The 12050-nt window shown below is 56.6% G+C and carries 12 protein-coding genes; 4 read left to right on the top strand and 8 right to left on the bottom strand.

The features are described 5' to 3' along the window. Positions 1 to 78: 78 nt before the first annotated feature. Positions 79 to 822, top strand: a complete 744-nt coding sequence (locus IEW66_RS05115; RefSeq protein WP_188680862.1) for a hypothetical protein — start codon at positions 79 to 81, stop codon at positions 820 to 822. A gap of 49 nt (positions 823 to 871) precedes the next feature. Next, positions 872 to 1840 (top strand): S1C family serine protease, encoded by a 969-nt coding sequence (locus IEW66_RS05110; protein WP_229657496.1) that lies wholly within the window; start codon positions 872 to 874, stop codon positions 1838 to 1840. A 20-nt stretch (positions 1841 to 1860) separates the two neighbouring features. Here the strand turns inward: IEW66_RS05110 and IEW66_RS05105 are convergent, their stop codons facing one another. The 4 genes from IEW66_RS05105 to IEW66_RS05090 are packed head-to-tail and all read right to left on the bottom strand — an operon-like array spanning position 1861 to position 6175. Continuing rightward, positions 1861 to 3768 (bottom strand): ATP-binding protein, encoded by a 1908-nt coding sequence (locus tag IEW66_RS05105; protein ID WP_306789760.1) that lies wholly within the window; start codon positions 3766 to 3768, stop codon positions 1861 to 1863. Between the two features lies 1 nt (position 3769). After that, positions 3770 to 4105, bottom strand: coding sequence for a hypothetical protein (locus IEW66_RS05100; protein WP_162509198.1), 336 nt, complete (start codon positions 4103 to 4105; stop codon positions 3770 to 3772). Then, positions 4095 to 5033 carry an acetamidase/formamidase family protein gene (locus IEW66_RS05095; RefSeq protein WP_188680856.1) on the bottom strand — a complete coding sequence of 313 codons (939 nt, stop codon included), beginning with the start codon at positions 5031 to 5033 and terminating at the stop codon, positions 4095 to 4097. The genes IEW66_RS05100 and IEW66_RS05095 overlap by 11 nt, the downstream gene beginning before the upstream one ends. 2 nt (positions 5034 to 5035) lie before the next feature. Then, on the bottom strand, positions 5036 to 6175 hold the full coding sequence (locus IEW66_RS05090) for a pyridoxal phosphate-dependent aminotransferase (RefSeq protein WP_188680854.1): 1140 nt from the start codon (positions 6173 to 6175) through the stop codon (positions 5036 to 5038). Between the two features lie 98 nt (positions 6176 to 6273). Between IEW66_RS05090 and IEW66_RS05085 the strand changes: the two genes are divergently transcribed. Both IEW66_RS05085 and IEW66_RS05080 read left to right on the top strand, forming a co-directional pair. Further along, the gene (locus IEW66_RS05085) at positions 6274 to 7329 is read left to right on the top strand and encodes an archaeosine biosynthesis radical SAM protein RaSEA (RefSeq protein WP_188680852.1); all 1056 of its coding nucleotides are present in this window, start codon (positions 6274 to 6276) and stop codon (positions 7327 to 7329) included. A gap of 4 nt (positions 7330 to 7333) precedes the next feature. After that, the gene (locus IEW66_RS05080; protein ID WP_188680850.1) at positions 7334 to 8299 is read left to right on the top strand and encodes a thiamine-phosphate kinase; all 966 of its coding nucleotides are present in this window, start codon (positions 7334 to 7336) and stop codon (positions 8297 to 8299) included. 149 nt (positions 8300 to 8448) lie between these two features. Here IEW66_RS05080 and IEW66_RS05075 read toward each other — a convergent pair whose 3' ends face one another. The 4 genes from IEW66_RS05075 to IEW66_RS05060 are packed head-to-tail and all read right to left on the bottom strand — an operon-like array spanning position 8449 to position 11945. Beyond that, positions 8449 to 8802, bottom strand: coding sequence for a rhodanese-like domain-containing protein (locus IEW66_RS05075; protein ID WP_188680848.1), 354 nt, complete (start codon positions 8800 to 8802; stop codon positions 8449 to 8451). Positions 8803 to 8837: 35 nt separating this feature from the next. Further along, positions 8838 to 9515 carry a class I SAM-dependent methyltransferase gene (locus IEW66_RS05070; RefSeq protein WP_188680846.1) on the bottom strand — a complete coding sequence of 226 codons (678 nt, stop codon included), beginning with the start codon at positions 9513 to 9515 and terminating at the stop codon, positions 8838 to 8840. 4 nt (positions 9516 to 9519) lie between these two features. Next, complete coding sequence (locus tag IEW66_RS05065; RefSeq protein WP_075056449.1) at positions 9520 to 9828, bottom strand: DUF424 domain-containing protein; 309 nt, start codon at positions 9826 to 9828, stop codon at positions 9520 to 9522. Beyond that, complete coding sequence (locus IEW66_RS05060; protein ID WP_229657495.1) at positions 9828 to 11945, bottom strand: minichromosome maintenance protein MCM; 2118 nt, start codon at positions 11943 to 11945, stop codon at positions 9828 to 9830. The genes IEW66_RS05065 and IEW66_RS05060 overlap by 1 nt, the downstream gene beginning before the upstream one ends. Positions 11946 to 12050 lie beyond the last annotated feature (105 nt).

Here is a 12050-nt window from a genome sequence, read left to right as displayed (position 1 = left end):
ATCAATATATAATCATAGCGCACAGTGCATGTCCCTGACCTTCGCTCTTTTTTTATTCCGGCGATGCATGGCACAGGCATGTCCTGCATAGACGCTGTTATGGAGAGTCTCCTGCCATTCCTGCCTGCAGCCCAGGTGGAGGAGGCTGCCAGGTCCTGCTGCTCCATTGCCCATTACGGAGACAGCGAGGTCAGGATAGGTGCAGGGGATCAGGTCACCATCTCCGAGGCCATTGCGCTCTACTCCCACCTGTGCGCTGCCCAGAGGTGCACAGAGTCGAGGGCACCGGCCAGGTACGAGGATGTGGTGTTCGACACCAAGAACGACCTGTTCCTTGCGGACGATTTCATGCCACCCAGCGTCATGAAGTCCGTGGACACAGATGAGCCCAGGGAGTGGAAGAAGATACTCCAGGAGCTGTCGATCAGGGGACAGCCGACCATCGTGGTTCTCCCGGACGGCACCGTTGTGCCTTTTTCACGCATACATGCTGGGGGCCTGGGCAAGGAGGGCGTGGCAGAAAGGATCAGGAAATCGATGGCAGACCTGGAGAGGTCAGAGCCCTACTGGCACTTCACCGTGTCAAGGCTCCTCAGGTCGGTGCTGTTCGAGCTTGAGAGGAGAGGGAGACAGGAGCTCACGAAGCCAATGTTCACCAAGGAGAAGGCAAGGCCGCTGATTGAGATGGGCATCGTGGCAGATGCAGGGCAAAGGCTGTTGGTGGTGAAGGGCCAGGATGAGATCAGGGAGGAAATGGAGAGGCAACTGGCAGAGGTGAGGAAGCTCGCAAGGGGCTGGCTTGATTCCAAGGTAACGCTCTGAATCAACACAGGCGTGTGTCAATGTTTTTATAGTAGAACATACTAACCTGATGATGGACATGGTCTCAATAACTGCCTTCGAGGAAGATGTTACAAGGGCAATTGAGAGCGTGAAGGGGAGCGTTGTCAGCATATACAGCAGCAGGGTCTCGAGGAACCCCTTCGTGCCGCCGGCCAGACAGGAAAGTGCCGGTTCAGGGATAATAGTAAGGCCTGACGGGCTCATCCTCACAAACAACCACGTGGTGGCCAACTCAAGCGAACTGTCAGTTGTGACCGACAGCGGAGACGAGTTCCAGGCAGAGATACTTGGCACAGACCCGCCCACGGACCTGGCAGTCCTATCTGTGCCTGCTATGGGCCTGCCCGCTGCCCGGCTGGGGGACTCTGAAAAGCTGAAGATAGGCCAGTTTGCCATAGCAATAGGCAACGCCCTAGGACTTCCCGGGGGCCACACAGTGTCCCTGGGGGTGATAAGTGCGGTCAACAGGCCCATGCCGTGGGCCACGCACATAGCAGAGGGCCTCATTCAGACCGATGCGGCCATCAACCCGGGCAACAGCGGAGGGCCCCTTGTGAACACTTCCGGGGAGGTCATAGGCATAAACACTGCCATAATACCGTTCGCACAGGGTATGGGCTTCTCCATACCAGTTAACACTGCAAGGAACGTGGTGGAGCAGATACTCCTCCACGGAAGGGTCATCAGGCCATGGATCGGCATATCTGGTGTCGACATCAACGATGGGATTGCGAGGAGGTACAGGCTCCAGGTAGACCGCGGCGTTTTTGTTGTGGAGACCTCCCAGGACGGGCCCGCTTACAGGAGCGGTGTCAGGCCGGGCGATGTCATAGTTTCCATGGACGGGGAGCAGGTCTCCACCATGAGGGATGTTGTGCGCGTACTGAACAGCAGGGGAATAAACGCAATCGTAACGCTCGACCTGATCAGGGGCTACAGGCAGCTGAGGCTATCGCTCAGAATAGCGGAGATGCCGGAACTGAGGGTCGAGAGATGATCTCACTTTTTCTCAAATGGTCAGAAGGAGCCACGCGTCAGGTCGCTGTATACCAGTACGTCCCGGGCACTCACCTTTGACCTGAAGGCAGCCTTCACATGGCTGCTGAACTTCACCTTCTCTTCCACATACGAGTATGCCATTGCAGGCTGCCCCTCGCCCACCATGAGGCGCCACACAGCCTCCGGAAATCCGCTGAATGATGACCTCATTTTCGATATCATTGGTGCGTCTCCCAGAAGGTCCTCAGGCTGGAACGGCACCTGCCTGCCACTGCGGTGCAGGTAAAACCTTCCGGAGGAGAATGAGAGAACCCAGACATGGGACGCGAAGTCCCCCAGGTCCCTAAACCTGATCTCGCGCCCTTCGAGGACAGCAGGTATCTCGAGCCAGAGGCCAGATTTCTCCCTCACCTCCACCGGCCTCTCCAGTATGCTGCACAGGTCCTGCACCCTACCAGTGTCACACAGGAAAACTACATCCCTGCCTGCATAGGAGGCCATCTTTCCCACGACCCTTGACTTCCTGTCAAGGTCGCTGACCTCCACTTCCACAACAAACTCCCTCCCATCAAGGTCGAATGTCAGGTCAGGAATGCGCCCGCGCACACTCCTTCCTATATTCCATGGGATGCCCTTTGCGGAGAGGATCGATGAAAGGGCCCTTACCATGTATTCATGAAGGCTGGGCCCGTCACTGCCAGGTGAGGCGAGCGGGGTTCCGTAGAGCTCCACGCTCCGCCTGATGGCGTCCACAGCAAGGTTCGCTCCATGAACTGGAGCTGTGGAAAATGTGACCGGGCCCACCGGTTCAGGGCCTGCGGTTGAGTAGAGGAGTGCAGTGAGGGAAGGCATGGAGGAGAGTACAGGTTCCAGGCCAGAGATGCCTGTGGCACCTGATACCGCTGCTGCCTCCGGCCCTGAAAGGGAGAAGAGGACAAAGGTCCGGCAGTTGTTCACAACAGAGGCGTAAAGGGGCTCGTCCCGCCTTATGAACTGGGTCGAGAGTATCAGGTGGAGGTTGAACTTCCTGCCCTCCCTGAGCAGGGTCTCGAGGACGCTCTGGCTCACCGAGTGGGCCTCGTCGACAACGACGAACGTCTTCCTCCCTGGCCTCTCAGAGGCACAGTGTGAGAATATGCTAAGGAGGACGAGGCCAGCCAGTACCCTGGCAGTGTCTCTCGGTATCATGGAGGTGTCTACAACGAACACAGAACCTCTCCACAGCATTTGGCCCATGTCGTAGCCTGGCCTGCCAGAGACTATGTGCAGCATGCCCCTGTCGCTCACTATTGGTATGAGCCTGTTGAGGGTTGAAGAAGAGTACTCCCTCCATGATTTCCAGTCCTGCGTTATTTCCCTGATGAACTGTGCAAGGAGCGGTTCCTCCGTGTCCCCGACCGCCCTGATGAGGGCGTTCCTGTCCAGCAGGGTCTTCGCAAAGGCGGCGAGGTCTGTGCTGCCGGCCTGGATGAACCTAGAGAGGAGCACACGCATTATGACCTGCAGCCTTGGCCCCCAGACACCGTCCTGGGACGACACGATCACGTCCTTCAGGAGAGACGACTGGAGTTCCGGGTCCCTGGAGCTCCCGATCACCGGCATTGCCAGGGCCTTCTGCACACCGCCAACCTCAACAGGGCGGGGCGATATGTAGAGTGTCCTCTCCGGAAGGAGGGAGAGGCAGAATGAGCCCAGGTCCATGTGAGGGTCTATGACAACAAGGTTATGGCCACCCCTGACAAGGCCCTCGCACACGTGCTTGAGGATCGTGGTCTTTCCGCTCCCCGTCCTCCCCAGCACCGCCCAGTGTGTGTCAAGCATCTCACCTGTAGCACAGACTTGGATGCCGTTCGCTGTCCTTCCCAGGAACAGGGGTCCACTGGTCGGTATGCGGTTCCGCGCTACGAGGTAGCCCTTCCTGTACATTTCAGAAGAAGCGGAATGTGGACGTGTCCAGCCTGTCCAGGAACCTCCGGAGTTCCCTCTGGTCCGGCTCCGGCTCCACCCTTATCCTGTCCCAGGTCACACTGACCAGTGGCTCGACGCCGCCTAGGCTCCTGACACTGAACCTGATCTCGATGACCCTGTCAGAGAGTTCCCTTGGTGGGAAAAGCATCTCAACCTCCTTTCCATCGGTGTCCAGGATCCTGCAGCCGAGGTAATTGAACGTGTACTCGTCCACCTGGATCTCCCTCTGCTTCTTTATGCTGAAGAGGTTGGCGTAGTATGACAGGATTTCCTCGTAGTCACCCTCAATCTGCACCTTCCCCACCGCCTGGCAATATGCTTCCCATTATGCCTGATGGCATGCACATTGAGACCACGTAGTTTGGCTCGTCCACGATCTCCGACACCCTTAGGTTGCCCGCCACGCTGCACAGCATGTATGCCTCTGGCCCAGGTATGCCAGAAGATGATATCAGGCCTATCATTGACAGCACGGCGTCCTGGGCTGCCCTGTGGAGGTCCCCGCCGATCCCGGTGGTGCACACGTATGCCTCCTGCCTCCTCTGCGGAGATACCGTGAGGGGTGAACTTATGGCCATCCCCTTGACAACGCTCACCCTGAGCCTCACCCTGGCAGAGGTCTCTATCGCCGTGCCGCACACCTCCCCGTCACCCTGCGCAGCGTGTGGGTCGCCGAGGGAGAGGAGAGCGCCGGGCCTGAAGACAGGCAGGTATACCTTAGAACCGGTACAGTTGAGCCTGTTGTCCATGTTGCCTCCGAATGCCTGCGGGGGTATCATCGGGAACTCACCACTGGCCGGCGCAACCCCAATTATGCCCAGGAAGGGCTCCACCTGTACCCTTATACCGCTCAGGGCACCCCTGGCCACAGCGCTCTCCCCTATGTCCCATGTCAGCACCGCCTCCTCGAACCTGTTCTTAAGAAGGCCGAAGTCCCTTATGATCGCTGTCCAGCCCCAGTCAGCGGTTTTAATGTCCAGGATCTCGACACATATGGCGTCCCCCGGGGATGCACCCTCCACAAGGAATGGGCCAACAGCCGCGTCCAGGATGGACTGGTCCATTGTGGCCATGTCCTCTGGCGACATGCCCGGGAAGGCCTGGCCTGTGGAAGAATCTGGTATTTCCACCTCGAAGGTCTCCCCGTTCTCGATCGTTGCAACTGGATCCAGGTCCGGGGCCCAACGGGTATGGAAGTTGCCCTTCCAGCCTATCCGCTTCATGCTCAGCTCCCTTCCAGGAAGTCGACTATCATCCTGCATCCTTCCTCTATAACGCTCTCGGACGTGGCGAACGAGAGCCTGAAGTGTTTCTCCCCCTGCTCTCCGAAGGCACTCCCTGGTGTCACTATCACGCCCTTCTCCTCCAGTAAGTCCTCGCAGAACTTCTCCGAGGACCTCGCGTCCGAGAACTCAGGGAACACGTAGAACGCGCCCTGCGGCTTTACGATTTTGAGCCTGGAGCTCTTTCCCAGTTCCCTGAGCACGAGGTCCCTCCTCTTCCTGAACCTCTCCCTCATCTCCACAGGGCTCTGTTTGTCCTTCAACGCTTCGAGAGCGGCGTACTGTGCGACCGAAGGGGCACACGTTATCGTCTGCTGCTGCAGCCTGTTGGCCCCCTCGATCACCTGCCTGTCTGCCACCAGGTAACCGATCCTCCAGCCTGTCATCGCGTAGCTCTTTGAGAAGCCGTCCATCACTATGGCCCTGTCGAGGCCTGTAAAGGAGAGCGGGGAGGCTGGCTGGCCCTCGTATACGAGGGACCTGTAGATCTCGTCGGAGAGAAGGAGCATCCCGTTGTCCTCGCAGAAGTCCACGAGCCCCTTGATCTCGTCCCTGCCGTAGACACGCCCGGTGGGGTTGGACGGGTTGCTTATTATCACGCCTCTGGTCCTCGGGCCGACGTACTCCTGCATCAGGTCGAAGTCGAAACTGAAGTCTTCGCCGGTCCTTACGGGCACGGGCTTGATGCCATTTATGGCCGCTATATCGTAATATGACAGGTAATAGGGTTCCGGTATCAGGATCTCGTCTCCGGGATCCATTGTCGAGAAGACCGCAAGGTTAATCGCGAACTTTGTGGGAGTCACCAGTATGTTCTCTGGCTTAACATCAAAGCCCCTCTCCACGTAGTCCTGGGCTATGGCTTCCCTGAGTTCGAATATGCCCGCCGACGGTGTGTAATGTGTCTTCCCCTTCCTTGCCCACTGGAAAGCGCCCTCTATGATCCCTTCTGGCGTTGTGAAGTCTGGCTCCCCTACACCGAAGTTGAGCACCCTCTTGCCCTGCCTCTCCATTAAGGATGCCCTGTTTGACAGCGATATGGTCGCCGATCCCCTGACCGATGATATGCGTCTTGATAGCATATACATGGGTAATATGGCTACACATCTTTAAACCTCGCCATGCCCTGCAACTGTTGTGCGCTGAAAACACTTAATAGGGCAGGTTAACTCACCGTACTGTGGTTGAGAGAGACTACGCTGCGTTCATAAAATCCCTGATGCCTGAAGGCCACAGGAACAGGGACAACCAGAGGCCGGTGTCCATATGGAGGGAGAAGGACAGGCTCAGGGGCTTTCCGGAGGACACAGCGGTTGTGATATTCAGGACCAGGGGCTGCTCCTGGTACAGGTTCTCGTCATGCTCGATGTGTGGTTACTTCAACGACACATCGCCCACTGTGACCGAAGAAGACCTGATGCGGCAGGTAGACTACCTAGCCAATTCCCTGGGTGGTGTGAGCGTCCTCAAGGTATTCACATCCGGCTCCTTCCTTGACCCCATGGAAGTGCCTCCCCCAGTGAGGCAGTACTTCGTTGATACCGTTGCGGCCAAACTGGACAAACTGCTAGTGGAGTCCAGGACAGAATACATAAGGGAGGAGAACCTCCGTGAGATAATCTCCTCAGGGGTGCCCACAAGGGTGGCCATAGGCCTTGAAAGCTCCAGCGATGAGGTTATAAGGAGATCTGTGAACAAGGGATCAAGCTTCAGGAAGTTCGTGGACGCAGCCCTTAGGGCAAGGTCCCTGGGCCTTGAGGTCAGAACCTACCTGCTCCTGAAGCCTCCCATGATGGACGAGGAATCGGCAGTGCAGGACTGCATAAAGTCCGTGCAGGATGCGGCACCCTACAGCAACGACGTATCAGTGAACCCCATGAACATCCAGAGGAACACGTTCGTGGAGTTCCTTTATTCCCGTGGGCTGTACAGGCCGCCAAGGCTATGGAGCGTCGCCAGGGTGCTCCTTTCCACCCGTAAGTCCGGTACGCAGGTGATCTCGTACCCCACGGCTGGGAACAAGGAGAGGGGGGCACACAACGACGAGGACAGTAGGGAACTTCTTTCGCTGATATACAGGTGTTCCCTCGAACAGGACTTCAGCGCCCTGGAACGGTACATGGAGAGGTGCCCGGAGAAGTACTGGAGGGAGATAAGGATGGAGGCAAGCCAGCTGGAGCAGGTGGACTTCAGGCTCCTATCAAGCAGGGTGGCCAGGTCCTCAGTCTGGTTGTGATTCTATGGTGGCACTTTCATCTCTGGGGGAAAGGGGCATCATAGACAGGATATTCTCCAGGTACGTGAAGGGGCAGAGCAAGGATGACTGTGCCGTTGTGCCGGCCGGGAGGGATTACCTCCTCATCTCCACCGATAGCCTCAACGAGTCTGGCCACTTTCCAGACGGGACGACTCCAGAAATGGCGGGCAGGTTCTTTGCAACCGTGAACCTGAGTGACATAGCGGCAATGGCCGGCATTCCGCTCTACTTCGTCACAGCCTACACCCTGAGGGAAGACGTTGACATGGACTACCTGGAGAGGTTCGAGGAATCCATGTCCAGGCAGCTCAGGCGCTTCCACACGGAACTGCTCGGCGGTGACCTAAAGCAGGGCCAGAGCAACGTCTTCTCTGGCACCATCATAGGCAGGCAGAGGAAGTCCCTGACGACGCTGAGGTCAAGGATAAGGAAGGGGCAGCTTGTGGCCGTCACCAACACCCTTGGGGAACAAGCCTCCGGTTACATCTTCTACAAGCACGGCTATTCCAGGAGCCTCGGGCTGAAACTGCTCTTCTCTGCAGAGCCCAGGGTGAAGGAGGCGCTGAAGATCGCCGAGCACGGGGCGCAGTTCATGATGGACCTCTCAGACGGGCTGTTCTCATCAATCGCGCAGGTGAAGCACGACTATGGGATTGGCTTCAAGATAGTTGGGGACGACATACCTGCCGGCAAGCACGTGGATAAGGCGTCCTTCATATCAGGACTCACAAGGACAGAGATCGCCTGCAACTTCGGTGGGGAGTATGAGCTCCTCTTCACAGTCCCACAGGCCAGGTACAGGGAGTTCGCCCAGGCCATGGAGGACGAGGGCATTAGCGTAACGTTCATAGGAGAGACGTGGGACGGTGACAACATTATATTCGAGAACGGTTCGTGGAGGAGGATCACGCAGCAGGGGTACGAGCACTTCATGCCGAAGCCTGCTTAACCGGGATGGCAATGGAACCAGTGAAACTCCCAAGAAATGAGGTTTTTGATATAGCAAGCTCCACATCCTTCGCACAGCCCAAGTGGCGTGTCCATTCCCTAGGGAAAAAGATATTAATTAATACAACTCCTAATATGACATAGTTTCCCTCAGTTCCTTTCTGCGTTACTATTTCCTGCAAGCCTCCCCTCCACAGGCATGCCCGACTCATACCACTCCTTTATCCCGCCCTCATATGCTGCCACTTTGTAGCCATGGCTCGCAATGAGCTCGGCTGCTCGCTTTGATGCGCCACAGTTGCTGTTATGGCAGTATGTGATTATGAGCTTCGATTTGTCCAGCTTCCTCCAGCCGCCGTTCTCAAGTTCGTCGAAAGGAATCGATATGCTCCCCGGTATGTGCATGTCCTCGTAAGACACCCTGGACAGGACGTTTACCACTACAACATTGCCGGACTTCATCAAGTCCCAGAGTTCCTGCCTGGATACTGTCCTGACGGACATGGTTTCGGTACTCCGACAACGTATAAAAGGAGTGCTCACTTGAAGGCCCTGTGGATCCAGACCGTGCCCATGGCCAGCCTCACAGTTTCGACTTTCCTGAAACCCGCTGAGGATATCATGCCAGCGATCTCTTCCGGCCGCCTGAATCCCCTCACGCTCCTGGCCAGGTAAGAATAGGAAGAGGATGATGTGAGCAAGTCGCCTATGGCGGGCACGATGCGGTAGAAGTAAGGCGGGAAGAGGATCCTCATAGCCCCATCAGTGGGGTTGAATATGTCCAGATTAACGAACCGCCCTCCGGGCCTCAGGATCCTGAACGCCTCAGAGAAATAGCCTTCCAGGCTCTCCAAATTCCTGGTGAGGAATGCTGATATCACTGCATCAATGGAGCTGTCCTCTATGGGTATATTCTCCGCGGGCGCCAGGATGAACCTCACACCGGGTATGTTGGCCCTGGATAGCATGCCCTCGGTTATGTCCACAGCGTAGACCTGGCAACCGGGGCAGGCCTCCCTGATCATCCTTGTCACCTTTCCTGTGCCGGCGCCGCAGTCCACGACCCTTTCGTTCCCTCCTATGCCAAGGAGGGATACAGCCTTCCTCCTCCACCTCTGGTCCTGTGCAAAGCTTATCAATGTATCAATCAGGTCGTACTTCGATGAAATCGATTCGAATACCTTCCTGACCTGTTCCCTCTTGCCAGCAGTGTCCATCGCTTCATTCTTCCATTTTCGCGTACTGCGCGTGCGGTATGCCATCGATATAGATCACGTTTTCAGGGTCAACGAACTCCTTCTCTATGGCTATGCCGACCACCCTCTTTCCAACTAGGTTGGCTATTGTGCACATTCCAAGCGACGTTATGAACATCTCCTCCGAGACCTTGATCTCTCCGTAGAAGTTCGGGTCTACCCTGATGTGCAGCCTGCCCTCCCTGAACTCCTTCCCGACCAGCTCGGAGTCCGCAGCTGCAAGGAGCACCTCACCGTGGACATGCCTCATCTTCATCGTTATCCTGTTTGGCATCAGCCTCTACCTATCACATCGAGCCTGTTGTAGGACGGTTCATATATCTGGCCCATGTTCTTAAGTTTTATAATGGACTGCTCCACCTTCTCCCTCTGCATCCCCCTGGATACGCAGAGTGCCACTACGTCCTCCACCTCGACAACCCTCTTCTGGGACTTGATCTCCTTTATTGCATCGTAGACCATCTCAAGTTCGTTCCTCTGCCTGCTCGTCGTTCCGCTAAGCAATATGTCGATGTCCACCTGGCCGTTGCTTGCCGAGACGTCCCGGAGGTAAAAGTCAACGATCTTCTTCGCCAGCATGGCGTCCTGCGCAGTTACTATGGGCGAGAGCCTGGCCTTGGCAGCCGCCTCCGCAAGCCTTATTGTTGATTCGAGCTGCCTGGCAGTTATGGGTATCGAATCAGCGGCCTGCGTCCTCGTTTTGACATATTCTTCCCTCAGTAGCTCTATTGCCTCGTCTGAAAGCCTCGGGACTATGTGCGATTTCGCATAGGCAACGTACTTCCTGATCATCTCCTTGTCGAATGGCGGCTTGAAACCCTCCTCCTCCGGTATCTCCATATCGATCTGCTCTGACTGCTCCAGGCTCCTGTATATCTCTCCCACCCTGTGGGCCCTCAGGACATGGTCAGCCAGCTTCTCGTCCGTGTTCCTGTCCGGCCTGTCTATGATCTTGAAGATCACGTCGAACCTCGAGAGGAGGGGCGGGGGGAAGTTTATCTGATCTACAATTGTCCTGTTCGGGTCGTACCTGCCGAACTTCGGGTTCGCAGCGCCAAGGATACTGCACCTCGACTTCAGGGTCGCCATTATACCCGCCTTGGAAATGGTCACGGTCTGCTGTTCCATGGCCTCGTGCATGGCTGCCGTGTCCTTCTCATCCATCTTGTCCAGTTCGTCTATTGCGGCAAAGCCGTTGTCGGCCAGGACGAGCGCACCTGCCTCCAGGGTCCACCTCCCTTCACCGAACTCGTCCCTGACAGCGGCTGCGGTGAGGCCAGCTGCGCTGGACCCCCTCCCGAAGGCAAAGACGCTCCTCGGCGAGATCTCTGTCATGTACTTGAGGAGCTGGGACTTTGCTGTCCCCGGGTCACCCACCATCAGGATGTGTATGTCACCCCTCATGGTGGTACCGTCCTTCATGGTCTTCCTCACCCCACCGAACATCTGGAGGACAAGGCATGTCTTCACCATCTCGAGGCCATAGATCGTCGGGGCGATGGACTTCGCAAGCTTCTCTATTATGTTCGGGTCCCTTGCCATCTCCTTTATCTTCTGCTCGTCCTCTTCTGTTATGTGGATGTCCTCCACTTCCTTGCTCTCTTTCCTGTAGTTGATGGCGTAGATGTAGGTGTAGAATTCCGTGAGCAGGGTGTTCCCCGCCCTCTTCTGCTCCGCCTTCAGGATACCGTCCACGGTGACCCTGTCGCCCGGAAAGATCTTTCCCGTTATGTCGTCCTCGAGGATGATCGTGATCCTCTGCGGCTGTGCTCCACCCTCTAGTGTCTCCGGGTTCTCCTGGATCTCGATCTTCTGGCTGTCCACGAACTCCGAATCGCTCAGGTCAAGCCTGAACCTGACCTTGTGCCTGTCCTCGCCACAGCCCTCACACACCTGTGGTTCCTCCAGCCTGCCCCTCTCCTGCCTTATCCTCATGACATGGCCACAGTTCGAGCACTGGAACGAGGCGTAGTAGAGCCTGGGCATAACCTCAGTGTTCTTCCTCACTATGCCCGTGACGCTGACCAGCTTCCCGACGTGCGAGGCCCTGAGGTCCCTGATCTCGTGGAGCGTCTCCCTCAGGTTTATCTCGGTCAGCCTTATGTTGAACCTCCTGTTCTTCACCTTCTTGCCGGGCGAAATGTACTCTTCCCTGATGAGCTGCTCACCGAGAGAGAGCACCACCTCAGGGTACTCCAGGATGAGGGACGAGAAGTTTGAATCGAACTCGGAGATGTGCCTGTAGGAAACGTAGAGCGTCTTAGTGTCGGGATATTCGCTTCCTATCTTCGATATCTGATCCCTGTAGCCGTACTTCAGGAAGAACCTATCCCAGGTCTCCATCACGACTTTCGGGTCAAGTTCCGTATCCTGCTCGCTGGCGGGGATCATTGCCCTTACATCTTCTATCGGGGATAAAGCGATTTCCATGTCAGCGGAGCAACAGATCGGCAAAGTGAGCGGGGTGCTCCGAAGGCACGTTCCTGCCACTGGGCC

The organism is Thermogymnomonas acidicola (genome assembly GCF_014646795.1).
Classification (GTDB): domain Archaea; phylum Thermoplasmatota; class Thermoplasmata; order Thermoplasmatales; family Thermoplasmataceae; genus Thermogymnomonas; species Thermogymnomonas acidicola.
Note: the sequence above shows the minus strand (reverse complement) of the source record. Positions and strands in the feature narration are given on the sequence as shown.